Source organism: Cryobacterium algoritolerans, assembly GCF_004402785.1.
Lineage (GTDB): Bacteria > Actinomycetota > Actinomycetes > Actinomycetales > Microbacteriaceae > Cryobacterium > Cryobacterium algoritolerans.
The window spans coordinates 1-25,138 of sequence record NZ_SOFP01000002.1 but is presented as its reverse complement, the minus strand read 5'-3'; the positions used below and the strand labels follow the sequence as shown (position 1 = coordinate 25,138).

The 25,138-nt window shown below is 68.9% G+C and carries 19 protein-coding genes; 10 read left to right on the top strand and 9 right to left on the bottom strand.

Annotated elements, in window-relative coordinates; all coding sequences use genetic code 11:
* A partial coding sequence (locus E3O19_RS00105) for a thioredoxin domain-containing protein (protein WP_134564612.1) occupies nt 1–1,483 on the bottom strand: 1,483 nt, incomplete at its 3' end.
* A gap of 335 nt (nt 1,484–1,818) precedes the next feature.
* On the opposite strand from E3O19_RS00105, the gene E3O19_RS00100 reads away from it, so the two are divergent.
* Entirely contained in the window at nt 1,819–2,454 is a 636-nt protein-coding gene (locus tag E3O19_RS00100; RefSeq protein WP_134564611.1) for a hypothetical protein, read from the top strand.
* Between the two features lie 203 nt (nt 2,455–2,657).
* Nucleotides 2,658–3,659, top strand: a complete 1,002-nt coding sequence (locus E3O19_RS00095; RefSeq protein ID WP_134564610.1) for a hypothetical protein — start codon at nt 2,658–2,660, stop codon at nt 3,657–3,659.
* Here E3O19_RS00095 and pnuC read toward each other — a convergent pair.
* The 3 genes from pnuC to E3O19_RS00080 form a co-directional block, all read right to left on the bottom strand.
* Complete coding sequence (pnuC, locus tag E3O19_RS00090; RefSeq protein ID WP_134564609.1) at nt 3,643–4,323, bottom strand: nicotinamide riboside transporter PnuC; 681 nt, start codon at nt 4,321–4,323, stop codon at nt 3,643–3,645. The genes E3O19_RS00095 and pnuC overlap by 17 nt on opposite strands.
* Nucleotides 4,324–4,409: 86 nt before the next feature.
* Nucleotides 4,410–5,243, bottom strand: coding sequence for an aldo/keto reductase (locus E3O19_RS00085; protein ID WP_134564608.1), 834 nt, complete (start codon nt 5,241–5,243; stop codon nt 4,410–4,412).
* A gap of 56 nt (nt 5,244–5,299) precedes the next feature.
* Nucleotides 5,300–6,091 (bottom strand): helix-turn-helix transcriptional regulator, encoded by a 792-nt coding sequence (locus E3O19_RS00080; protein WP_134564607.1) that lies wholly within the window; start codon nt 6,089–6,091, stop codon nt 5,300–5,302.
* A gap of 88 nt (nt 6,092–6,179) precedes the next feature.
* Here E3O19_RS00080 and hrpA point away from each other — a divergent pair, with 88 nt between their 5' ends.
* Together hrpA and E3O19_RS00070 are read left to right on the top strand one after the other, a co-directional pair.
* Nucleotides 6,180–10,070: an ATP-dependent RNA helicase HrpA gene (gene hrpA / locus E3O19_RS00075; RefSeq protein ID WP_134564606.1), complete on the top strand. Its 3,891-nt coding sequence runs from the start codon at nt 6,180–6,182 to the stop codon at nt 10,068–10,070.
* Between the two features lie 29 nt (nt 10,071–10,099).
* Nucleotides 10,100–11,110: an aldo/keto reductase family protein gene (locus E3O19_RS00070; RefSeq protein ID WP_134564605.1), complete on the top strand. Its 1,011-nt coding sequence runs from the start codon at nt 10,100–10,102 to the stop codon at nt 11,108–11,110.
* 113 nt (nt 11,111–11,223) lie between these two features.
* Here the strand turns inward: E3O19_RS00070 and E3O19_RS00065 are convergent, their stop codons facing one another.
* The 4 genes from E3O19_RS00065 to E3O19_RS00050 form a co-directional block, all read right to left on the bottom strand.
* Complete coding sequence (locus E3O19_RS00065) at nt 11,224–12,024, bottom strand: amino acid ABC transporter ATP-binding protein (protein WP_277612995.1); 801 nt, start codon at nt 12,022–12,024, stop codon at nt 11,224–11,226.
* Nucleotides 12,021–13,037 (bottom strand): amino acid ABC transporter permease, encoded by a 1,017-nt coding sequence (locus E3O19_RS00060; RefSeq protein ID WP_134564604.1) that lies wholly within the window; start codon nt 13,035–13,037, stop codon nt 12,021–12,023. The genes E3O19_RS00065 and E3O19_RS00060 overlap by 4 nt, the downstream gene beginning before the upstream one ends.
* Before the next feature lie 3 nt (nt 13,038–13,040).
* Entirely contained in the window at nt 13,041–13,928 is an 888-nt protein-coding gene (locus E3O19_RS00055; RefSeq protein WP_134564603.1) for an ABC transporter substrate-binding protein, read from the bottom strand.
* Nucleotides 13,929–14,143: 215 nt separating this feature from the next.
* Entirely contained in the window at nt 14,144–15,010 is an 867-nt protein-coding gene (locus E3O19_RS00050) for a sulfurtransferase (RefSeq protein ID WP_134564602.1), read from the bottom strand.
* Between the two features lie 61 nt (nt 15,011–15,071).
* Here E3O19_RS00050 and E3O19_RS00045 point away from each other — a divergent pair, with 61 nt between their 5' ends.
* The 3 genes from E3O19_RS00045 to E3O19_RS00035 all read left to right on the top strand — a co-directional run bounded on the left by E3O19_RS00045 (nt 15,072) and on the right by E3O19_RS00035 (nt 18,364).
* On the top strand, nt 15,072–16,280 hold the full coding sequence (locus E3O19_RS00045) for an MFS transporter (RefSeq protein WP_134564601.1): 1,209 nt from the start codon (nt 15,072–15,074) through the stop codon (nt 16,278–16,280).
* Nucleotides 16,281–16,446: 166 nt separating this feature from the next.
* Entirely contained in the window at nt 16,447–17,358 is a 912-nt protein-coding gene (locus tag E3O19_RS00040) for a hypothetical protein (protein WP_134564600.1), read from the top strand.
* A gap of 181 nt (nt 17,359–17,539) precedes the next feature.
* Nucleotides 17,540–18,364: an aldo/keto reductase gene (locus E3O19_RS00035; RefSeq protein ID WP_134564599.1), complete on the top strand. Its 825-nt coding sequence runs from the start codon at nt 17,540–17,542 to the stop codon at nt 18,362–18,364.
* Nucleotides 18,365–18,373: 9 nt separating this feature from the next.
* Here the strand turns inward: E3O19_RS00035 and E3O19_RS00030 are convergent, their stop codons facing one another.
* Nucleotides 18,374–19,579, bottom strand: a complete 1,206-nt coding sequence (locus E3O19_RS00030; protein WP_134564598.1) for a PucR family transcriptional regulator — start codon at nt 19,577–19,579, stop codon at nt 18,374–18,376.
* A 180-nt stretch (nt 19,580–19,759) separates the two neighbouring features.
* Here E3O19_RS00030 and E3O19_RS00025 point away from each other — a divergent pair, with 180 nt between their 5' ends.
* The 3 genes from E3O19_RS00025 to E3O19_RS00015 all read left to right on the top strand — a co-directional run bounded on the left by E3O19_RS00025 (nt 19,760) and on the right by E3O19_RS00015 (nt 24,956).
* Nucleotides 19,760–21,580: an aldehyde dehydrogenase family protein gene (locus tag E3O19_RS00025; RefSeq protein WP_134564597.1), complete on the top strand. Its 1,821-nt coding sequence runs from the start codon at nt 19,760–19,762 to the stop codon at nt 21,578–21,580.
* A gap of 86 nt (nt 21,581–21,666) precedes the next feature.
* Entirely contained in the window at nt 21,667–23,271 is a 1,605-nt protein-coding gene (locus E3O19_RS00020; protein WP_134564596.1) for an AMP-binding protein, read from the top strand.
* A complete protein-coding gene (locus E3O19_RS00015; RefSeq protein WP_134564595.1) occupies nt 23,271–24,956 on the top strand; it encodes a GMC family oxidoreductase in 1,686 nt (561 codons plus the stop codon). The genes E3O19_RS00020 and E3O19_RS00015 overlap by 1 nt, the downstream gene beginning before the upstream one ends.
* The last annotated feature ends 182 nt before the right edge of the window (nt 24,957–25,138 follow it).

The following is a 25,138-nucleotide window of genomic DNA, read 5'->3' as shown; positions in this document are numbered from 1 at the left end:
GGGGGTCCGGCCCGGTGCCGGGCGTCGCGCCGACGGGCGTCGCGGCGACGGGCGTCGCGGCGCTGTCGGCGCTGTCGGCGCTGTCGGCGCTGTCGGCGCTGTCGGGGCTGTCGGGGGCCGACGGTAGCGTTTCATCGATGAGGTGGCGCGCCGCAACGGCGTAGCGCACCTCCCCCGTCGCCAAGGCGATCTCGAGGAGCCCGCGAGCGAACATCCCGTAGTCCTCCAGGGTCGCCTGCGCTCCCGAGACCCGACCTGAGATGGAGGCCCGCACGAGTCGGGTGCCTCCGGGGGGCCGGCCGAGGATGTGCTGGGCCAGCAGCCTGTCGGCCGCCCGCGTCGCTGCGGCCTGGAGGGTCAGGTCGTCGAAGGCGAATCCGGCCCGCGCGAGAGCCGCGATGGCGAGGCCCGTCCAGCCGGTGAGCACCTTGTCGTCGAGCGCCGGCCTGGCCTGCAACTTCCGGGCCTCCTCATCGAGGGTGTAGTAGCCGCCTTCGACGCGCCGCCCGTCCACGGTGCTCTCGGAGTCCTGCGCGCTGGCGAAGCCGCCTCCCGGCAGCGCCAGCACTGCGGTAAGGAAGCGGGCGATTCCCTCGGCCACGGTGCGGGCCCACGACTCGCCGGTCAGCTTCCAGGCCTGCGTGTAGAGGTCGAGGAGCTGGGCGTTGTCGTAGAGCATCCGTTCGTAGTGCGGCTCACTCCAGTCCCGGTTGACCGCGTAGCGGAAGAAACCGCCCTCGATCGGATCCCGCAGCGGCGAGGCGCCGAGGCGCTTGAGGGTGCGCAGGGCCAGGTCCCGACCGGCAGGGACGCCGTCGGCCGGGTCGGCGCGGTCGAGCAGGAAGCCGAGGGCAGGTGCCACCGGGAACTTGGGGGCACTGCCGAAGCCGCCGTGGACCGGGTCCTCCTGGGCGACCAGGCTGGCTGCGGCTCCGCGGAGGGCGGCAGCGTCCGGGCGGGCGTCGGCGGCTGTTCCCTGGCCGGAGGACGCGGCGAGGGCCTCGGCGACCAGGTCCGCGCTCTCGGTGACCTCGGCGCGGCGGGTGGTCCAGGCATCCGTCACCGCCTCGAGCACCTGACGGAACGACGGATGCCCCGTCATCGGCTGTGGTGGGAAGTACGTTCCGGCGTAGAACGCCCGGCCCTCGGGTGTGACGAACACGTTCAGCGGCCAGCCCAGGCCGCCGACGAAGGCGCTGGCGGCGGCCAGGTAGGCGGCGTCGACATCGGGGTGTTCCTCCCTGTCGACCTTGACGCTCACGAAGTGCTGATTGAGATAGGACGCAAGGTCGGGGTCGCTGAAGCTCTCCCGCGCCATGACATGGCACCAGTGGCAGGTCGAATAGCCGATCGACACGAGCACGGGGACATCGCGGGAGCGCGCCTCCGCGAAGGCCTCAGCACCCCAGCCTTGCCAGTCGACCGGGTTGTCGGCGTGTGAGCGCAGGTACGGGCTGATCGCGTTGGCAAGTCGGTTGGGCATGTTTCCATTCTGCGCCGGGACCGCGTCGCCGGCGGTGCGGGCCGGACTATTCTCGGCCAAAGGAATAGTGATGCGTGTGGAACGGGTGATCCTCGCGCAACGACTGTTGGCCGCTGCCCAGGCGTCTATGCCGCCGAGCGCACGGACGGCAGGTACCGCCCGGTCGAGCAGAACCACGACGACGACAGCGGCAGTGCGGCGTGCGCCACGGCGGACGAGATCGTGCGCCGTGCGCAGTGCGGCGCCGCCCAGATCGGGTGAGCCGGTCGGAACCCCACGTGCTGGACCTCCCGTTCGGGGGTGGTTAGGCTGAGGGCAACAGTGGGGGGCTGCAGATGACGTTGAAGACAGTGGCAGGTCGTCTGGAAACGGCGGCCGGGACCGATCCGGGACTGCTGATCGCGCTGCGCGCCGCCTACCGGGGTCGGCACGATGTGCTGGATGCGCTCTGGTGGCGCGCGCATCCGCTCAGTCTCACCCCCGGCGGCCGCCCCGACCCTCTCGTCGGCCTCGGCGCCGAGCAGGCCGCCGTGTACTCCCGCACCCGGGTCGACGGACCGCGGAGCGAGGTCGCGGATCCCGACACCGGCGAGCCCGTCAGCGCGACGAGCAGCGAGCACCGGCTGCGGGAGCTCACCCGGCTGCTGGCACAGGATGCCGCGGCACTCGACCTGGTCCTGGTCAGCTTCCGCGGCTGGCCCGGTTCCGGCAACGCGGACGACGACCGGGACGCCGACGAGGCCGTCGATGCCCGGCCCCCGAGCGAATCGGAGAACGGTCCAACCGGCGTGGAAAAGACTGGGATGGAGGCGGCCGGGATGGAGGCGGCCGCCACTCACGCCGACATCGATTCGCTCCGCGGGGACTGGTCGAACCGGCACCCATTACGCGGGATCCTGCTCGTCGCCGCGGGCGCCACGGCGGGCATCCTCATCGGCGTCGCGGCGACGCTGGCCCTCCGCACGTCCTAGGAGCGCACCTCCGGAAGGGCCTCAGCGCCCCGCCCTGCCAGTCGACCGGGGTGTCGGCGTTCGAGCGCAGTGCGGGCTGATGGCATCGGCAAGACGGGTCGTCATGGTCCCATTGTGCGCTGATCCGCCTCGCTGGGATCCAGATCGGATCAGCCCCGCCGGACTGGTTACAGTGGACACACCTCGACCGCTGGGAGCCCGGGATGATATCGGAGTCTGTAGCACAAAGGCTGTCCATTGCAGCCGCAGCCGATGCTGCCCTCGCCTCCGAGTTGCGCGAGGCATACCGGGGGCGACACGACGTGCTCGATGCCCTGTGGTGGCGGTGTCATCCACTCACGGAAAGTCCGGCCGGCCGCCCCGATCCTGCAGCCGCACTCCCCCCGCTTCAGGCCCAGGTTTACTCGCGCACCCGTCCCGATTCTCCGACCGGCGACGACGAGCAGCGACTCCGCGCGCTCACAGACCGGCTGCGACAGGATGCCGCCGCTCTCGACGACGTGCTGCTGCTGTTCCGCGACGAACCGGTACTGCGGCGAGGCGGTCCCACAGGCGTCGGTCCCACGGGCGGCACTCCCGCGCTGCCCGTGGAGGAAAACGCCCCGGCAGACCTCGGACCCGCGACCAGGCGGCACCCGGGCGCGCCCGGCGGCCCGGGTCTCCGACGCGCCCTGCTCCTGCTCGCCATCGGGGCCGCTGTCGGCGCGATCACGGTCGGCGCGGTGTCGACCCTGGGGCAGCCGGACGGCTCGGCGACCCGTCCGGCGGACGAGGCCGCGGCATCCGCTTCACCGGGACTCATGCGACTCTTCAACGAGCCGCCGATTCCCGACCAGACCACGATCGACCTGGGCCCCGAGTTTCGGCGAGATTCCATCCATGCGGTGTTCGTCGAGCGGGAAACCAATTCGTTCGTTTTTGTCGCTCGCCGGGGTGACGACCTGTACTGCGTGATCCTGCGCGCCCAGGGTCAGCAGGGTGCCAGCGCGTGCGTCGGGCTTGCCGAGCTCGCCCGACGGGGCATGAACCTCACGGCGACGCTACCGGTCAACCCCTTCACGCTCGGAAAGGACTCACTGGTGCAGGGCGGCGACCTCGCGGATGTCACGATCCGGGTCAGCACCGACGGCAACGTCACGAGTGAAACCGCCCCGCACCCCACCTCTTGCGGCGGTGTGGGAGATGCGGCTAGGCGGTGCCGGTGAGTTGACGGTCGACCAGGGCCGTGCCGCGGCGCTGCACGCGCATCCAGATGAAAAACCCGGTGATCGTGAACGCCCCATAGAACACGTAGAGGATGGCCGAGGCGTAGTAGCCCGCGCTGACCAGGAGCGGGACGCCGACGACATCGACGGCCACCCAGATCAGCCAGAACTCGGTCCAGCCCTTGGCCATGCCGTAGGTGGCGAGCAAGGAGCCGATGAAGATCCAGGCATCAGCCCAGACCGGCTCGAAAGAGCCGAGCGCCCGGAAGATCGGGGTGAGGATGAGCGTGCCGGCGACCATGCCGAGACCGAGCAGGATCCGGGTGCGGTTGCTCGCCCAGTGTGGGGCGACGGCGATGTGCGCGCTCGAGCTTCGGGCCCGCGACCACTGGATCCAGCCGAAGATCGACACGACGATGAACATGATCTGACGGCCGGCCTGGCCGAGCAGATTGACCGGGTTGGGGGTACCGAACACGGCACCGAGGAACACCGTGAACAGCAGCGCGTTGCCGGCGATTCCCACCGGCCAGGCCCAGACCTTGCGGCGCATCCCGCCGACTGCGCTCAGTATCCCGAACGCATTGCCGATCACCTCGCGCCAGAGGATCGTCTGGGTACCGATCTGCAGTTGGGCGTCGAAGAGCCACTCAATCGGATTCATCGGCCAACTTCCTGGTCGGGGATCGTTCCCCCTCCTCTTCCAATCTACCGCGACCGTTCTCACCACCCGGGGCGAGAATCTCGGGGTCAGTTCACGTCGTTGGGGTGGGCGCTCACCCGGCCCACCCGTTCGAGCGAGGAGATGGTGTTCAGTTCGGTGCGGCTGAGCTCGAAGTCGAAGACGTCGAAGTTCTCGATCATCCGCTCGCGACGGTTCGACTTGGGGAAGACGATGTTCTCGGTTTGCAGGTGCCAGCGGATGACGACCTGGGCCGGCGTTTTGCCGTGCGCCTCGGCGGCGACGGCCACGACGGGCTCCTCGAGCAAAGGATACTTGCCCTGGCCGAGCGGCCCCCAGGCCTCCACCTGGATGCCGTTGGCGCGGGCGATCCGGGTCACCTCGGGCTGCTGGTGCGCCGGGTGCAGCTCGATCTGGTTGACGGCAGGCACGATTTCCGTCTCGCTGAGCAGACGGTCCAGGTGCGGCTCGAGGAAGTTGGAGACGCCGATCGACCGGGCCCGGCCGGACTCGCGGATTTTCTCCAACGCCTTCCAGCTTTCCACGTAGCGGTCCTTGGCGGGTGTCGGCCAGTGGATCAGGTAGAGGTCGACGTAGTCCAGGCCGAGCTTCTCGAGGCTCTCGTCGAAGGCATCGAACGCGGACTGGGTACCCTGCTTGTCGTTCCACAGCTTGGTCGTGACGAACAGGTCGGAGCGGGCGATCCCCGATGCGGCGAGCGCGGCGCCGACGCCCTCCTCGTTGCCGTAGATCGCTGCGGTGTCGATGTGCCGGTAGCCGACCTGGAGTGCGTCGGACACGATCCGGGTGGTCTCCTCCGGCTCGACCTTGAAGACACCGAAGCCGAGCTGGGGAATGGTGTGGCCATCGTTGAGGGTCAGGGTGGGAACTGGAGTCGTCATGCGCCCCACCCTAGGGGTCCGAACCGAACGAAAACTGACCGAGTCGACGGCGGCCGCTAATCCGCCTTCGCCACGGCCTCGGTCGCGACCTCGGCGTCGGCCGCGACCCAGGAGCCGCGGAGCCGGACCTGGCACAGCTCCGGGCCCACGAACGGTCGCAACTCGGTGCCCTCCGGGTCGTGGCCGAGGCTCTCGGCGATGCCCCGGATCAGGCCGAGGTGCACCGAGCAGATCACGTCGGGTGCCTGCCTCGCGTCGGCGCGGAACGGGCAGGCGAGCAGATTGACCACCGGCGGGGCCGACACGTCGGGAGCGGGAGCATCCGTCCCGTCCAGGGCGGGAACGGCCTCGACCGGCCCGGCAGCGCCCGGAACCTCGCCGATCGGGACCTCGAGCTCCGGGTCGAAGCCCAGCCGGTCCAGGATGCGCACGAGCGGGGCGACACCCTCCCCCGCGCTGCCCCACAGCTCGCCGGCGAACGAGGCAGCCCAGTGCTCGCCCGCCCGGATCGCCCGGGCCCGGCCGCCATCGGCGTCTTCGGCAAGCGCGCCGGCCAGGGCCCGGCTCAGGTCGTGTTTGGCCTCGTCCTCCCGGGAGGCCGGCCCGGCGGTGAAGAGGATGCGCGGGCGCCCCCGCGCGCCGGCCCGCTCCACCGCGCGCCGGATCAGCCCGGCGCCCTCGAGCTGTTCGAGGTGAAACCTCACCGTCGTGATGTGCAGCCCGACCTGCGCCGCCACGGCGGCCGCGTCGAGCGGGGCGCCCGAGTCCATCAGGAGTTCAAGCACCTGGCGGCGCGCGTCAGAGGCCAGGGCGGCGTGCCGTCCCCCGGTCGCTTCCTCGTCAGTCATGCATTGATGCTAACATCGTGCGGTTTAAGGTGCCGGTGGCGGCCCGGGCACCTGGGTGTTCTCCGGCTTGGAATACGATGGAAGGGTCATGATCCCCGTCGTCATCACCTTCCCGCCCGAACTCCCGGTCAGCCAGCGCCGCGAGGATATCGCGCGCGCCATCCGTGACAACCAGGTGGTGATCGTCGCTGGCGCGACCGGCTCCGGCAAGACCACCCAGTTGCCCAAGATCTGCCTCGAACTCGGCCGCACCAGCATCGGCCACACCCAACCGCGCCGCCTCGCCGCCCGCACCATCGCCGAACGCATCGCGGAGGAACTGGGCCAGGAGGTCGGCCAGACCGTCGGCTACCAGGTGCGCTTCACCGACCAGGTTGGTCCCGACACGAAGATCAAGCTGATGACCGATGGCATCCTGCTCAACGAGATGCACCGCGACCGGATGCTGCGGAAGTACGACACGATCATCATCGATGAGGCGCACGAGCGCAGCCTGAACATCGACTTCCTGCTCGGCTATCTGCGGCGACTGCTGCCGCAGCGCCCCGACCTCAAGCTCATCATCACCTCCGCGACGATCGACCCGCAGAGCTTCGCCGAGCACTTCGCGGCCGCCGACGGCACCCCGGCCCCGATCATCGAGGTATCCGGCCGCACCTACCCGGTCGAGATCCGCTACCGCCCGCTCGTCGCCGAGGCGATGGACGATGACGAGCTGTCGGATGCCGCGCCCGCCGTGGACCGCGACTACATCGAGGGCATCTCCGCCGCCCTGGACGAACTCGACCGGGAGTCCAGCGGCGACGTGCTCGTCTTCCTCAGCGGCGAGACCGAGATTCGCGACGCCGCCGACGCCCTGAACGGCAAGTTCGCCGCCGCCGGGCGCGGCAGCCCCACCGAAATTCTGCCGCTGTACGGGCGGCTCTCCGCCGCCGACCAGCACAAGGTGTTCCAGCCGTCGACGGTGGCCGGGGTGCGACGTCGGATCGTGCTCGCCACGAACGTGGCCGAGACCAGCCTGACCGTGCCGGGCATCCGCTATGTCATCGACGCCGGAACCGCCCGAATCAGCCGGTACAGCGTGCGCTCGAAGGTGCAACGGCTGCCGATCGAGGCGATCTCGCAGGCATCCGCGAACCAACGATCCGGCCGGAGCGGGCGCACCAGCGACGGCATCGCGATCCGGCTGTACTCGGAGGAGGACTTCACCCGCCGGCCGGAGTACACCGAGCCGGAGATCCTGCGCACCAATCTCGCCGCCGTGATCCTGCAGATGATCTCGCTCGGCCTGGGCGACATCGCCGCGTTCCCGTTCCTCACGCCGCCGGACTCCCGCGGCATCAAGGACGGCCTCGACCTGCTGGCCGAGCTCGGCGCGGTCGCCCCCGACACAGCGGGTCGTGCCGGGACCAAGACGGTCATCTCCAAACTCACCCGGATCGGCCAGCAGCTCGCGAAACTGCCGATCGACCCTCGGTTCGGCCGGATGGTGGTCGAGTCGAAGACCCAGGGCATGAGCCGCGAGGTGATGGCGATCGTCGCCGGCCTCACCATCCAGGACCCGCGCGAGCGACCGCTCGAACGCCGCGCCCAGGCCGACCAGCAGCACGCCCGCTTCGCCGACCCAACCAGCGACTTCCTCAGCCTGCTGAACCTCTGGAACTACCTCGAGACGCAGCAGAAGGAACTCGGCTCGAGCGCATTCCGGCGTCTCTGCAAGAACGAATTCCTCAACTACCTGCGGGTGCGTGAGTGGCAGGACGTCTACAAGCAGCTCCGGCAGATGGCCAAACCGCTCGGCCTCCACGTCGGCGACCCCAGCGTGAACCCCGACGGCATCCACCGCTCGCTCCTGGCCGGCCTCCTCTCGCACATCGGGCTCAAGGACACCGCGAAGAAGGACTACATCGGCGCGCGCCAGCAACGGTTCGTGATCTTCCCCGGTTCGGCGCTGGCGAAGAAACAGCCCACTGCCGTGATGAGCGCCGAGCTGGTCGAGACCAGCCGTCTGTTCGCCCGGATGAACGCCATCGTCGATCCGGCCTGGGCCGAACCGCTCGCCGGCGACCTCTGCAAGCGCAGCTACTCCGAACCGCACTGGGAGAAGAAGCAGGGCGCCGTCGTCGCCTACGAGCGGGTCACCCTGTACGGGGTGCCGATCGTGCCGCGCCGCCGAATCCAGTTCTCCCGGGTCGACCCTGCCTACGCGCGCGACCTGTTCATCCGGCACGCCCTGGTCGAGGGCGAGTGGGACCTCGACCGGGTCGACCAGCGAGTCACCGCGTTCGACCGCGCCAACAAGAAGCTGCGCACCGAGCTGGCCGAGCTCGAGGAGCGCACCAGACGCCGCGACATCCTCTTCGACGACGAGGCCGTGTTCGAGTTCTACCAGAAACGCATCCCCGCGGACGTCTGCTCCACCCGCACCTTCGAGACCTGGTGGCGCCAGGCCAGGGCGGCAACCCCCAACCTGCTCACCATGACCGCCGAGGCCCTCGTCCCCGAGGACGCACCGGAGATCGACGAGGCCGTCTTCCCGCCGGTCTGGCACCAGGGCGACCAGCGGTTCAGTCTGAGTTATCGGTTTGAACCCGGCGAGGAGGACGACGGCGTGACCGCGCAGATCCCGTTGGCCCTGCTCGCGCGGCTCTCTCCCACCGGCTTCGACTGGCAGGTGCCCGGGCTCCGCGCCGAGCTGGTCACCGCCCTGATCAAGTCCCTGCCGAAGAGCATCCGGCGCAACGTCGTTCCGGCGGCCGACTGGGCGGCGCGCCTGCTCACTGAACTGCCGCCCGCACCGGGCGCCCCGGTCGGCGCCGGTGACTCCGCAACCGGAACTCTTTACTCCACCACCTCGGTGACCGACCCCGAAGAGACACCGTTCGCCCAGACCCTCGCGGCCCTGATCCAGCGGCTGACCTACGTTCCGGTCACCGCAGGAGACTTCGAACTTGACCGGGTGGCGGCCCACCTCAGGATGACGTTCCGGATTGTCGACGAACGCGGTCGCCCGATGGCCTCCGGCAAGGATCTGCTCGAGCTGCAACGCCGGCTCGGCAGCCGGGCCCGCGAAAGCGTGGCGAAGGCATCCGCGGCCACCCCCACCAACGCGATCGAGCGCACCGGCCTGACCACCTGGGATTTCTCCGAGCTGCCGCGTTTCATCGACACCCGGCAGGGCGATAACACGATCCGCGGCTACCCCACCCTTGTCGACGAGGGCCGGTCGGTGGCGATCAGGATGATGAGCACCGAGGCCGAGCAGGCCCGCACCCTGCCCGGCGGGGTGCGCCGTCTGCTCCTGCTCGCCACGCCGTCGCCGGTCGGCTATGTGCAGCAGCACCTCACCGGGGCCGAGAAGCTCAGCCTCGCCACCAGCCCGTACCGGTCGACCCAGGCACTCTTCGACGACTGTCTGGCGGCGAGCGTCGATGACGTGCTGTACCGGGTGAAGCCGGGCGGCCAGGTCTTCATGAAGGCCGAGTTCGACACCATCCGCGACCGGGTCTCCGGCGTGGTGATGGACTCGATGTTCGAGACGGTCGGGCTCGTCGCGCGCATCCTGACCGCGGCCAGGTCCGCCGACAGGGCGCTCAAGGCCTCCACCAGCATGGCGCTGCTGCCCGCGTTGACGGATGCCCGTTCTCAACTTGCCGGACTGATCTTCCCTGGTTTTGTCAGTGTGACCGGCCTCCCCCAGCTGCGTCACCTGCCGCGCTACCTCGGCGGCATCGGTTCCCGCATCGTCAAGCTGGGCGACAACCCGAGCCGCGACCGGGTCTGGATGAACGAGAGCCAGGCCGCGACCACGCGGTACACGGATGCCGGCGGCCGGATTCCGCTGGCCCCTGACTCGCCGGCGAACCTGGTGCGCGCGCGGTGGATGATCGAAGAGTTGCGGATCAGCCTGTTCGCCCAGGAGCTGAAGGCCGCGGAGTCCGTCTCCCTGCAGCGCATCCACAAGGTATTGGTCGGCTAGAACTGCGGCATCGACCCTAGGCTGGGAGCATGGAATTCCGCTACCTCGGCAACTCAGGTCTGAAAATCTCCGAAATCACCTACGGCAACTGGCTCACGCACGGTTCGCAGGTTGAAAACGAGGTCGCCACACAGTGCGTGCACGCCGCGCTCGACGTGGGAATCACCAGTTTCGACACGGCCGACGTCTACGCCAATACCAGGGCGGAGTCCGTCCTCGGCGATGCGCTCACTGGCCAGCGGCGCGAGAGCCTCGAGATCTTCACCAAGGTCTACTGGCCCACCGGACCCGGCGGTCACAACGATTCCGGGCTGTCCCGCAAACACATCATGGAGTCGATCAATGGCTCGCTGAGACGGCTGCAGACGGACTATGTCGACCTGTACCAGGCACACCGGTACGACACGGAGACCCCGCTCGAGGAGACGATGCAGGCCTTCGCCGACATCGTGCGCCAGGGCAAGGCCCTGTACATCGGCGTCAGCGAGTGGACGGCCGGGCAGATCCGGGCCGGCCACGCTCTCGCCACCGAACTGGGCATCGGACTCATCTCGAGCCAGCCGCAGTACTCCATGCTCTGGCGGGTCATCGAAGACGAGGTCGTCCCGGCCTCCCGCGAGCTCGGCATCGGCCAGATCGTCTGGTCCCCTGTCGCCCAGGGTGTCCTCACCGGCAAGTACAAGCCAGGCCAGGCCCCGCCAGCCGGTTCCCGTGCCACCGACGCCAAGGGTGGCGCCGACATGATCAGCCGCTTCATGAACGATGACGTCCTCGCCCGAGTGCAGAAACTCCAGCCGATCGCGGACGAGCTCGAACTGTCAATGGCGCAGCTCGCCGTGGCCTGGGTGCTCCAAAACGACAATGTGTCCGCCGCCCTCGTCGGAGCTTCCCGGCCAGAGCAGGTGCGCGAGAACGTCAAGGCCACCGGAGTCAAGATCCCGCACGCGGTGTTGCAGCAGATCGACGAGGTGCTCGGCGACGTGGTCGAGCACGACTCCGAAATGACCTCGGTGACCTCTCCGCATAAGCGCCCGTCCTAGGCTGAACCGGCACGCACGGGCGGATGCGCCGGTCCCGCCGGGAACCCCGCTCAGCGGGGAGTCTCGGCGGAACCGGCGACGATGTGGCGGCATCCGCCGGGCGGATGCGCCGGCTACAGCACCTTCGAGAGGAATGCCTGGGTGCGACGGTGCTGCGGGTTGGTGAGAACCAGGTCGGGGTCGCCGGCTTCGACGACCACGCCGCCGTCCATGAAGACGAGCGAGTCGGCCACTTCCCGGGCGAAGCCCATCTCGTGGGTGACCACGATCATGGTCATGCCTGACTTCGCCAGGCCCTTCATCACGTCGAGGACCTCGCCCACGAGCTCGGGGTCGAGCGCGCTGGTCGGCTCGTCGAAGAGCATCAGCTTGGGTTCCATCGCAAGGGCCCTGGCGATGGCGACCCGCTGCTGCTGGCCGCCGGACAGATGCGCCGGGTAGTAGTCGGCGCGTTCGGCCAGCCCCACCCGGGCGAGCAGGTCGCGTGCGGCCTGCTCAACCTGGGCCTTAGGCAGTCCCTTCACCCGGATCGGCGCCTCCATCACGTTCTGCAGCGCCGTCATGTGCGGGAAGAGGTTGAAGCGCTGGAAGACCATGCCGATATCACGGCGCTGCTTCGCCGCTTCCTTCGGCGCCATCTCATAGAGCTTGCCGTTGGCCTCGCGGTAGCCGATCAGCTCACCGTCGACGCTCAACCGGCCGGCGGAGAGCACCTCGAGGTGGTTGATGCAGCGCAGGAAGGTGGACTTGCCCGAACCACTCGGGCCGACGAGGCACATCACCTCTCCACGCTTCACCTCGAGCGAGATGCTCTTGAGCACCTCGTTCGAGCCGAAACTCTTCGAGACCTGCTCCGCCAGCACCATCGGAGCATCCTTGCGGGGTGCCGCGGCCGTCGTGTTCGTGTCGTTCATCGCTGACCTCCAGGTCGATCCTTCGGCGGCAGGACAATGGCGGGAGGGTCGGACCCGATCACGGGCATCACCCCGGTGAAGGCGCCAGTGACCGCGCCGGGTTCCTTCTTCTCCGGCTGACGGTCGCCGACACCGCGAGCGAATCGCTTCTCCAGGAAGTGCTGGCCCACCATCAGGATCGAGGTGAAGAACAGGTACCAGAGCGACGCCACGATGAGCAGCGGGATGGGGTTGAACGTCTCAGCGGAGATGTCCCTCGACCGGGTGAACAGCTCGAAGCTGAACGGCACTGCCGTCACCAGCGACGTGGTCTTCAGCATGCTGATGACCTCGTTCCCGGTCGGTGGGATGATCACCCGCATCGATTGCGGCAGGATCACCCTGGTCATCGTCTGCGCCCAGCTCATGCCGAGCGCCGTGGCTGCCTCGTCCTGGCCGCGATCGACGGCCAGCAGGCCGGCACGGACGATTTCGGCCATGTAGGCGGCCTCGTTGAGCGCCAGCCCGACGATGGCCAGCGTGAACGTGTTCAGCGCTGCCTGGGTCTGGAACGACACCCACGGTTCCATGAACGGGATGCCGATGTCGATGCTCGAGTAGATCAGGGAGATCAGACCCCAGATCGTCAGTTGCACGTAGACCGGGGTGCCACGGAAGACCCACAGGTAGAACCAGGCCACGCTCTTGACGACAGGGTTGGGTGAGAGGCGCATCACGGCCAGGATGACGCCGAGGATGATCGCGATCACCATCGAGTACACCGTCAGTTCGAGGGTGACCAGGGCGGCCTGGGAAATCCGCCGGTCGAAGAGGTACTTGCCCACCGACGGCCAGTCGTAGGCCGGCCGGAAGGCCGCATCGACGAGGACGAGCACGAAGACCACCACGATCAGGACGGCGAAGACGGCGCGCCACGGATGCCGCAGCCTGATCGCCTTGATCGGCACGGAGGCCGGTTCGGGCGTCGGAGGGGTCTGCCCCACCGACGCACCACTACGTTCTGCGGTGCTCATGGGTTAACCGTTCGCGGCCGCGTTGATCGTGATCTTGTCGATACCGCCGTCGGCCACACCCCACTTTTTGAGGATCTTGCCGTAGGAGCCGTCGTCGACCATCGCCTGGAGCGCGGCCTTCACCGCCTTGGTCAGGTCTGAGCCCTTCTTGACCACGATGCCGTACGGCGCCACGTCGAAGGTCTTGCCCGCGGGCTGGAGCTTGCCCTTGGTCTGCTCGATCGCGTACAGCGTGACGGGCGAGTCGGCGCTGAGGGCGTCGGCCTGGCCGAGCACGACCGCGTTGGTGGCGCCATCCTGTGTATCGAACTTGAGTTTGTCGATCGGCGGCTTGCCGGCGGCGACGCAGGCGTCACTCTTGGCCGGTACCTCATCGGTGTCCTCGAAAGTGGTGGCCTGCACGGCGACCTTGAAGCCGCAGGCATTGTCAGGGTCGACCTCCTTGCCCTTGGCGGAGGCCCACTGGATGCCGGCCGTGTAGTAGTTGACGAAGTCGACCTGCTTCTCACGCTCGAGCGTGTCGGTGAACGAGGATTCGCCGATGTCGGCCTTGCCGCCGGTGACGCTCGGGATGATGTTGTCGAACTTGGCAACCTGGAACTCGGTCTTCAGGCCGAGCTTGCCCGCAATGGCGCTGGCGATCTCGATGCCCCAGCCGATCGGGGCGCCGGCCTCATCCTTGAACTCGTTGGGCGCGTAGGTCGGATCGGTCCCGACGACGAGCTTGCCGGTCTTGGCGATGTCGGCGGGGAGGAGGGCCGCGGCCTTCTCGTCCTTGGTCACGCTTCCGGCGGTCGAGCCACCGGTGGCGGGGGTGGAGTTGTTGACGCAGCCGGTGAGCATCAGGGCGGTGACGGCGGCGAGGGCCGGGAGTAGGTATTTGGCGCGCATTGCTAGGCCTTCTTCATGGTTGTCGGATGTTGCGGGTTCGTCATTGAGGTCCGTGAACGGTTTGCGACAGATGTGAGCATATAACACCTCGATGACGCGGATTCCGTGCGTAGATAACGTTTTGAGCCAGCTATCCCGAGCGTCGGACCTACCCGTGACCAGTATGGCCATGCAGTGTTTCATGCGGATTTCGTCATGCCCCATGCCTGAGCAGGTTAACCCGGGATCGTCTGATCCGCTGCCGATGGAGCCTCACCGGTCTCCACCGGACGATCCGGCAGGGTGGACCACTGCGACCATGAGCCCGGGTAGAGGTAGGGGACGAAACCGGCGATGGCCAGCGCCGCGGCCTCGTGCGCCGCGGTGATGCCCGATCCGCAGTAGACGCCGACGGGCCGCATCGCGGTCACGCCGAGCGTCTCGAACCGCTCGCGCAGTTCATCGGCCGAGCGGAAGCGCCCATCGGGTGCGAGATTCTCGGTGGTGGGGGCGCTGATCGCCCCTGGGATGTGACCGGCCCGTGGGTCGATCGGTTCCGTCTCGCCACGGTAGCGGGTCCCCGCGCGAGCGTCGAGAAGGATGCCGGTGCGGGCGATCGCGGCGGCGGTGTCCGCGTCGATGGTTGCGAGGGCGCCATACCCCAGGTGCACGGTGCCGACCACGGGCTGCGCCAGGTCGCCGGTGACGAGGGGAAGACCGGCCGAGCGCCACGAGCCCAGTGCGCCGTCGAGCAGCAAGACGTCGCGCATCCCCGCGTGCCGCAGCAGCCACCACGCGCGCGCCGCCGATTGGGAGCCGAGGTCGTCGTAGACCACGACGGTGTCGCCGTCGTGGAGTCCCCACCGCCGGGCCGCAGCCTGCAGGTCGGCGATGGCCGGCAAGGGATGCCGTCCTTCCTCCGGGGCGCCGTGCCCCGCAAGCTCGGTGTCGAGGTCGACGTAGACGGCCCCGGGGATGTGGCCGGACCGATATTCGGCGTGGCCGGGCGGGCCGCCGAGCCTCCACCGCACGTCGAGGACCCGGATGTCGTCCCGTCCGTCCAGACGGCGAAAAAGGTCATCGGCCGAAATCAGTGTGTGCACGCGTCAACGCTAGTCGGTGCTCCTCCGCCGGGGGCGGGGGCGGCCATAGACTTGAGTAATTGTGAGCACCTACTGGACCCTTCTGAAAACCCCGGGCGTTGCTCGCGTCATCGCCGCACAGCTCACCGCACGATTCCCGTTCGGGATGCTCTCGCTGGCGTTCCTGATCCACATCGAGCGGGTCTACGATTCCTATGGCTCCGCCGGACTCGTTCTCGGCGCGATGAGTATCGGCCAGGCCATCGCAGGACCGCTGACCAGCCGCTTGATGGGCCGGTGGGGGATGCGCCCGGTCATCATCGCCACCCTCGTCGTCTGCGCCAGTTCGATCATTGTGATGGCCCTGGTGACCCTGCCGATCTCCGGGCTGATGGCGATCGGCCTGGTCGCCGGCCTGTCGACGCCGCCGATCCAGCCGGCCGTGCGCACCATCTATCCAAAGATCGTCAACTCTCGCCAGCTCACCCCGCTCTTCTCCCTGGACGCGTCGGCGCAGGAGATCATCTGGGTGCTCGGCCCGGTGATCGCCACCTTCGTGGCCATCCAAATCAGCTCGGTCGCCGGCATCCTTCTCGCCGCGGCGTTCCTGGTCGGCGGCGGAATCTGGTTCGTGGCACTGCCGGAGGTCGGTCGAGTGCGCATCCCCCGCAGCCGGCGCAAGCTCGGCGCCGTGCTGGGGCGCCCACCGGTCATGCTCAGCACCATCGTCGGCTTCATGCTCGTGGCCGCCTGCGCCGCGGTCGAGGCGGGGGTTGTCGCCGCGTTCGGCCACGGCAGCTCGGACTCCGGCTGGGTGCTCGGTATCTTCGCGGCCGGGTCGCTCGTCGGAGGCCTCGCCCTCGGGCACGCGCCGATCGGGCCGTGGGCGCTCGCGGGCAGGATGCTCATCGTCACCGTGGGCCTCGGTCTCGCCACCCTGGGCCTCAATTTCTGGTGGCTCGCCGGCACCCTCCTGCTCGCGGGCGTCGGCATCGCACCTGCGTTCGCCGTGCTCTTCGGCATCGTCTCCGCCAGCGTGAAATTCAGCGATACCGCCGAGGCTTACGGCTGGGTCGGCACCGGCCAGCTGATGGGCGCCGCGATGGGGTCGGCGATCGCCGGCTTCATGATCGACCACAGTGGGGCAGGCGCGGCGATCCTGGTCGCGGCGGGCTTCGCGGCGCTCGGCACCCTGATCCCCACGATCGGTCGGCGCTGGCACCCCGATCTGCGCGGCCGCGACGCCAGCCCGATCCCGGACACCGCCCCGATCCAGGTGCAGGTCTCCTAGCCCCGTCCCTAGCCCCGTCCTCCTCCCCCGCCGAACGGTGAGTTCGACCCGGTTTTTCGGCCGAAAAGGGTGCTCTTCTCTCAGTTCGGCGAGGGATGCAGGGCGGGGCGGGTGAGCCTGTGGAGAGATTCCGGGGCCCGGACGCGGCATCCGGCATCCTCGAGGGATGCAACCCGCAGAGCTCCCGCCCGAGTTTCGTGATGAGCCGTTCCTGGTCGGCCGGGCCAGGGACGCCGGGTTGAGCAGACGTCGGCTCGGCAGCCGGGCTCTCGCCCGGCCGTTTCGCGGTCTTCGGGTCGCGGGGGACAAGCCGATGACAGTCAGCAAGCTGTGCGAGGCATACGTCGCCCGGATGCCGCCCACCCACGTGTTCAGCCACCTCACCGCTGCCATGCTGCACGGGATGCCGCTCCCGTCCTGGGCGTCGGCCGATCGCCGGTTGCACGTGACCGTGCCTGCAACGAGCCGCCCGCCTCAGATGAGGGGAATCATCGGGCACCAACTGCGCGCGAGCCTGATGGACGTCGAGTTGCACGGCGGCCTGCCGGTCACGTCGCCGCTTCAGACCTGGCTCGACCTCGGCACCCTGCTCTACCGGGGCGACCTCGTCGCGGCCGCCGATGCCCTGTGCGCAGGCCGGGAGCCGCGCTACACACCGCTGGATCTGCGCGTCGCCGCCGCTGCTCTCGTCGGGCGTCGCGGCTGTCGCCGACTGCGCGAGGCCGCTGTCTTCGTGCGCGCCCGGGTCGACTCCGCCAAGGAAACCGAGGTGCGCCTCCTTCTCCTCGACGCCGGCATCCCCGAACCGGTGGTCAACCTCGAGTTGACCGATGAGCACGGTCGCTTCGTGGCCCGGGTTGACCTGGCCTGGCCGCAGTGGCGGCTCTGCCTCGAGTACGAGGGCGACGGCCACCGCACCGACCGTGCGCAATTCCGTTCCGACATCACCCGCCGGGAACGCATCGAGGACCTCGACTGGCGGATGATCCGGGTCACTGATGACGACCTTCGAAACGGTGGCCGCGAACTCATCCGCCGCGTACAGGCCACCCTGACCAGCCGAGGCTGGCGCGGCTGACCGGTAGCCTCACCCCGCCTCCCCGCCCCATCCCGCACCCGTCCTCCGCCCATCCTCACCTCCGCCGAACTGAGAGTTGTGAACGGTTTTCCGGTCCTGAGGTGTGCTGTTCTCACAGTTCGGCGAGGTGGGGAGGGGTGATCGGGGGTGGGGAACTGGGACGGGGCGGTTTAATGGTGGGATGACTCTCTCACCCTCGCTTCGGCTCACCGACGGACACAGCATCCCGCAGCTCGGCCTGGGTGTGTACAAGGTGCCGGATGCCACGGCCGCCGACACCGTTCAGGTCGCGCTCGAGGCCGGCTACCGTCACATCGACACGGCAGCGCTCTACGACAACGAGACGGGAGTCGGCCAGGGCATCGCGCGGTCTGGGCTTGCCAGGGGCGAGGTCTTCGTTACCACGAAGGTATGGAACGACCGGCACGGCTACGACGAAACACTGCGCGCCTTCGACGAGAGCCTCGGCAAGCTCGGCCTGGACTACGTCGACCTGTACCTGATCCACTGGCCGGCTCCACGCCAGGATCGCTACATCGAAACCTGGCGTGCCCTCGAGTTCCTGCGGGCGGCGGGGAGGGCCCGCTCGATCGGGGTGTCCAATTTCCACACCCACCACCTGGACCGCCTGCTCGCGGAGAGCGTCGAGGCTCCAGTGATCAACCAGGTCGAGTTGCACCCCTGGCTTCAGCAGGCCGCGGTGCGCGAGTACGACGCGGCCCACGGCATCCTGACCGAGGCGTGGTCGCCGCTCGCCCGCGGCCGTGCGATCGGGAACGCGACCCTGGACCGGATCGGAGCACGGCACGGCAAGTCGGCCGCCCAGGTTGTCATCCGCTGGCACCTCCAGCTCGGCAACGTGGTCATCCCGAAGTCGGTGACCCCGGTGCGCATCCGTGAGAACCTCGACGTGTTCGATTTCACCCTCGACGAGGCAGATCTGGCCGCGATCGGCGCACTCGACTCCGGCGAGCGCACCGGCAAGGACCCGGACGACCTGGACTGACTGTGCGGCTCAGCGTGCGGTCAGCCGGGTGGCGCGCAGCGCCGCATGCAGTTCGGCGGCGTCGGCCGGGCGGGACGGCATCCGTCCGGTGAGCTCCGTGATCCGGGCCAGACGGTATAGCACCGTGTTCCGATGGCAGTGCAGGCGCCGACCCGTCAGCGCGGTCGACCCGTCGGCGGCGAACCACTCCTCGAGGGTCTGGAGCAGCACGTGAGCGTCCGGCGCCGTGAGGAGACCGCCGAGCACAACGTCCTGCAGCTCAGCGGCGTAGCCCGGCTGCGCGACCAGCAGCAGGTCGAGCGGCGCGGTGCCGTATGAGTGCGCCCCGATTCCCCCCGGCGTGACACAGCCGACCGCCATCCGAGCCTGGCGGAGCGCATCCGGCGCCCCGCCCACAACGGTGAAGGACCGGCTGATCCCAACCCGGGTCGTCGCCGCAGACGCCAGGGTCGCCCGGACGAGGGCCATCCCGCCCGCCGCGGAGGTACCCAGCAGGCCGACCTGGTCGCCCTGCAAGGTGGTCCAGGCCGAGGCGATCCCGGCGGCGCGCAGGGTCTGCGAGATGCCCGGTAGCGAATCCTCACCCGTTGCGCTCAGCTCGGCGGCGACGAGCAGGAATGAGGCGTGCTCGGGCAGCCCGAGCGCGCGCAGGGCACGCCCGGCCTCGACCACGGTGGCGCTCCCATCGAGCACGCTGAGCAACAGTAGGCTCCTGGCCTGCTGGTTCCGACGGTCCTGCGCGTCGACGACCGACCGGTACGCCTCGGCGGCAGCGTTCGAGAAAGTGTCGATCATGCCCCAGACCTCGCCGGAGACGAGCAGCAGCGCCTCGAATCTCTGGCTGGCGACCGATCGGTTGACCAGCACCTCCCAAATCTGCAGGCCGGCCAGACGATAGGCGTGGAGCAGGCTGGCCATCGGGATGCCGTGCTCCGCCTTGACCTGCCCGGCCCGTCGCGGGGCCTCGAGGGTGGCGGTACCATCGAGGAGCGCCCGCGCGAGGGCGGCGATGTTCTCGCCGACGATCCCGTGCAACACCTCGTAGGGCAGCAGGCTCCTGGTCCCATAGGCCTGCTCGCCGGCGACGATCTGGGCGCAGACCGCATCCGTCAAGACGTCAGCGGAGTCGATCAGCCCGGTGAAGAGTTCGATCGCGGTTTCCCGGGTCGCGCCCGCGCCAGCGCCTTGCTCCAGGGTTCCGCGTTGATCAGCCATGACGCCATGCTACGACGCCGCGGCGCGATCCCCTTGTGCGGCGGCACAACAATGCCGCCGGATCCGACGGCGACCGCCCATGGTGCGAGCCGCGACGCGGAGACAGAGTTGAGCACTACCACCGCGTCGAGTTGTGCACCTGAACAGATTCGCGCACCCGTCAACGATCAAAGGGGATTGATGACCGTCACCGAGCCGTCCTTCGACCGCACCAAAGCCTCGCCCGCCGGGTCAGCCGACACGCCGGGCCCCGCCGACACCAGCACAAACGCTCCCGCCGGGGTTGATCCTGCCCCGGAAGTTGAAAGCGGGCACGCGGAACTCGACGCCCTGATCGCTGAACTCGCCGCCGGCGAACAGCGCTGGGCCCTCACACCACTGTCCGAGCGCGTCGATCTCCTCGGCGCCGTGCATGCCGCCGTCGCGGAGGAGGCCGAGAACTGGGCGCACACGGCCAGCGAGATCAAGGGCCTGGACGCCGCATCCTCCCTGGTCGGCGAGGAATGGATCTCCGGCCCGTACCCGGTGCTGACCGGGACATCGACACTGACCGGCAGCGTGTCCCGGATCAGCCGGGGCGAAAGCCCCCTGGCCGGGGCACGGTTCGGCACCGCCCCCGGCAACCGGGTGACGGTGCAGGTGCTGCCGCACAGCGCGCACGAGGCGATCCTGCTTCACGGCTTCCGGGCAGAGGTGTGGATGCCGCCCGGGGTCACCGCGGACGCTGTCAGGGCGCAGGCCGGCTTGGCGGAACTCCGTCCCGCGCAGACCCAGGGCGTCGGCCTCGTGCTCGGCGCCGGCAACATCTCCTCGATCCCACCGCTCGACGTGCTCTACGAACTCATCGCCAACAACCGGGTTGTGCTGCTCAAGCTGAACCCGGTGCTGGCCGGGATGCTGCCGGTGTACCAGGCCGCGCTCGCCCCGCTGGTCCGGCACGGTGTACTGCGCATCGTCACGGGTGACGGCGCCGTCGGCGGATACCTGGCGCATCACCCGGGCATCTCCCACGTGCACATCACGGGCAGCGCGGCCACCCACGACACCGTCGTCTTCGGCCAGGGCCCGGCCGGCGCCGAACGCAAGACCGCCGGCACCCCGCTGCTGACCAAACCGATCACCAGCGAGCTGGGCGGAGTAGCCCCGATCATCCTGCTGCCCGGCCGCTGGACCCGCCGCGACCTGCGCTACCAGGCCGAGCATGTGGCGACGCAGCGGCTGCACAACGGTGGTTACAACTGCATCGCCGGGCAGGTCGTGGTGCTCAGCCGCGACTGGCCGCAGAAGAATGCTTTCCTGGCCGAACTGCGGAATGCGATTGCGGGGGCCCCTGCCCGCCCAGCCTGGTATCCGGGCAGCGCCGGGAGGGTGTCGGCTGCCGCCGCCGCATATCCGTCCGCTGAGCACCTCGGCGATGGCGCTCGGCTCCTCGTCGTTGTCGGCGACGGTGACGACCCGGAGCCGATCATGTCGACCGAGACATTCTCCCCCGTGCTTGGCGTGATCGAGCTGCCCGGCACCGGCGCGTCCTTCCTCGACGCCGCCATCGAGACCGTCAACCGGGACTTCCTCGGTACCCTGGGCGCGAACATCATCGCCGAACCACGCACGATCCGGGAGCTCGGCCGCCATTTCCGGGACGCCATCGCCAGGTTGCGCTACGGCACCATCGCGATCAACACCTGGACCGGCCTCGGGTTCCTCACCGCCGCGGCTCCCTGGGGCGCCTACCCGGGGCACACCGTGGGCGACGTGCAGAGCGGAATCGGCGTCGTGCACAACGCCCTGTTGATCGACTCGCCGGAACGCACCGTCGTCAGTGGCCCGTTCCGCCCGTTCCCCCGCTCGGTCGCTCACGGTGAGTTCGCTCTCTTCCCGAAACCGCCGTGGTTCGTCTCGGCGCGCAGCGCGGCCTCCACCGGGCGTCTGCTCTCCGGTTTCGCCGCCCGGCCGTCGTGGTTGCGGATGCCCCGGGTCTTCGCCGCGGCCTTCCGCGCCTGAACGGCCGCCCCCGGCGGGGCCGTCCCGCTCGCAACCCGCAGTATTCTTTCCCGGAGCAGCATTTTCCCCGAACACAGGAGTTCGCCGTGGTATTCACCAGTCCTCTTCCCGATGTCGAGATTCCCGACCTCAGCGTCTATGACTATCTGTTCGGCTCGATCGCCGAACCGGACCTCGACCGGATCGCCCTGATCGACGGGCCGTCCGGGGTGGAAACCAGCTACCGGGCGTTGATCGGCCAGATCGACGCGATCGCCGGGGCGCTGGCCGCCCGCGGAATCAAACCCGGCGAGGTCGTGGCCCTGCATTCGCCCAACGTGCCGGCCTTCGCCGCTGTGTTCCACGGCATCCTGCGCGCCGGCGCCACCGCGACCACTGTCAATGCGCTGTACACCGCCGAGGAGATCGCGGGCCAGCTGCGCGGCTCAGGGGCGAGGCTTCTGTTCACCGTGTCGCCGCTGCTCGAACAGGCGCTGCAGGCCGCCAACCTCGCCGGTCTCGGCGCCGACCAGGTCGTCGTGATCGATGGCTCCCCCGGGCACGCGTCATTGCGCGACCTGCTCGTCGCGGGACATCCTGCCCCCTCGGTCAGCATCGACCCGGCCACGCACCTGGCTGTGCTGCCGTTCTCCTCCGGCACGACCGGACACCCCAAGGGGGTCATGCTCACCCACCGCAACCTGGTCGCGAACGTCGCCCAGTCCCTGCCTATGCTCGGCGCGAAACCGGACGACCGGGTGCTCGCCGTGCTGCCGTTCTTCCACATCTACGGGATGACGGTGCTGCTGAACATCGCTCTGGCCGGCCGGGCCGGGCTGGTGACCATGCCCCGCTTCGACCTGACCGATTTCCTGCGGTTCATCCAGGACTACTCGGCCACCTACGTCTTCATCGCGCCGCCGATCGCTGTGGCCCTGGCGAAGCATCCGCTAGTCGATGACTATAACCTGTCCAGCGTGCACACCATCTTCTCCGGCGCCGCCTCGCTCAACCACACGCTCGGCGCGGCCGTAGCCGCCAGGCTGGACTGCCGGGTGCGGCAGGGTTACGGGATGAGCGAGATGAGCCCGGTCTCGCACGCCATCCCGCTCGACCGCGACGACATCCCGCTCGACTCGGTGGGCCTGACCCTGCCGAACATCGAGTGCAAGCTGATCGATCCGGCCACCGGCGAGGAGATCCACCAGCCGGCCGAGGGCACGAGCGCACCGGGCGAGCTGCTCTGCCGAGGCCCGAACATCATGCTCGGGTACCTCGGCAACGAGGAAGCCACCCGAGAGACGCTCGACGCGGACGGGTTCCTGCACACCGGCGACATCGCCACGGTGAGTGCGGACGGCTACGTGACGATCGTCGACCGGCTAAAGGAGCTGATCAAGTACAAGGGCTACCAGGTGGCGCCGGCCGAGCTGGAAGCGCTGCTTCTTGGGCATCCGTCGATCTACGACGCGGCCGTGATCGGTGTGCTGGACGAACACGGCGAAGAGGTTCCGAAAGCATTCGTCGTACTCCAGCCGGGTGCCGAGCTCACCGAGGAAGCCGTGATCGCGTTCGTCGCCGGGCAGGTGGCCCCGCACAAGAAGGTCCGCCGGGTGGCGTTCGTCGACCGCATCCCCAAGTCGGCGTCGGGCAAGATCCTACGAAAGGACCTGCGCGCCGCCGAATCGCTGCGGTTCGCGGCGGCAGTGTGATGAGCGGTCGCACACGGGAACGCGTGGCCCGCGACATCCTGGGCGCACCGGTCTCGGATGACCATGGCTCGGAGTCCTACGACTACGTGATCGTGGGGGCAGGGTCGGCCGGCTCGGCCCTCGCGGCCCGGCTCAGCGCCGACCCTGCCTGTTCCGTTCTGCTTCTCGAAGCAGGACCGGCCGATAAGAAGACGGAGATCCACATTCCGGCCGCGTTCGCCCAGCTGTTCCGCTCCGGCCTGGACTGGAACTACGACACCACCCCGCAGGCTCCCCTCGGCGGGCGCAGCGTCTACTGGCCGCGCGGGAGGGTTCTCGGCGGTTCCTCCTCGATGAACGCCATGATGTGGGTGCGCGGGTTCGCGGCCGACTACGACGGCTGGGCCGACCAGGCCGGACCGGAGTGGTCCTGGGCTGCGCTGCTGCCCTACTTCCGCCGGGTCGAACGCGTCGCCGGCAGCACGGACGCCTCACACGGCCGCGACGGAGCGGTCAGCGTCGAGCCCCAGAGAAGTCCCAGTCGCCACACGAAGACCTTCCTCGCAGCTGTGGCCGAGCTCGGCCTGAAGGTGGAGTCCCCGAACGCAGCCCAGCCGGAGGGTTTCAGCCAAACCATGGTGACCCAGCACCGTGGCTCCCGGGTCAGTACCGCGGACGCGTACCTGAAGCCGGCAAGGCGCCGGCGCAACCTCACCGTGCGCACCGGCGCCCAGGCCACCCGGGTTCTGTTCGAGGGCCGCCGCGCCAGCGGGGTCGAATACTTGCAGGGGGACAGCCGGCACCGGGTGCACGCGCGGCGAGAGACCATCCTGTGCGGCGGCGCCGTCAACACCCCGCAGCTGCTCATGCTGTCGGGCATCGGCGACGCTGACGAACTGCTCAGGCATGGCATCCCGGTCGTGGCCCACTCACCGGAGGTCGGCGCGAACCTGCGCGACCACCTGCTCTCCGGCCTGGTCGCGGAGACGGCCGGCGACACCCTGTTCGACGCGCAGAGGCCCCGCCAGATCGCCGACTATCTGCTCCGCCGACGTGGCATGCTTACCTCGAACGTCGCCGAGGCCTACGGATTCATCCGCACGAAGCCGGAACTGGACCTCGCCGACATCGAGATCATTTTCGCACCTGTCGCCTACGTCGGGGAGGGACTCGTGCCCACCCCGGAACACGGGCTCACGGTCGGTGCGATTCTCTTGCAGCCCCGCAGCACCGGACGGGTGAGCCTCGCCTCGGCTGACCCGTTTGCGAAGGCACTCGTCGATCCTCGGTACCTGAGCGATCCCGACGGCGCCGACCTTGCCACCCTGCTGGCCGGGCTGGCCTGGTGCGAACGCCTCCTCCAGACCGCGACGATGCGCGGCGACACCACCGGCCGACTGATCATGCCGCCCGACAGCGCCGCCATGAGCAGCGCCGAGCGGCTGGCCATGGCGGTGACCGACCATGCCCACACGCTCTACCACCCGGTCGGCACTGCCCGGATGGGCTCCGACCCGGCCTCGGTCGTCGACCCGGAACTGCGCGTGCGCGGCGTCCACGGACTCCGGGTTGCCGACGCGTCGATCATGCCCATGATCATCCGCGGTCACACCAACGCCCCGACCATCGTCATCGGTGAAAAAGCGGCAGACCTGCTCTTGGCCGCACGGGCCCAGGACAACCTGACGGCCGTCCAGTCCCGCTGACCCACCTCCGCTGACCCGGTCCCCGTCGTCGAGCCCGTCGGCCCCGGACCCCGCAGCCGAGCCCGAGCCGTTGGACGACCCCCGCAGCACCCAACAGATCGCCGCGGACTCCTCCGTGCAACCACTCAAAATCGCCGGCGAAGTCGAACCCGGAAAAATGCTCGGCGGCCGCCGCCCTGCCG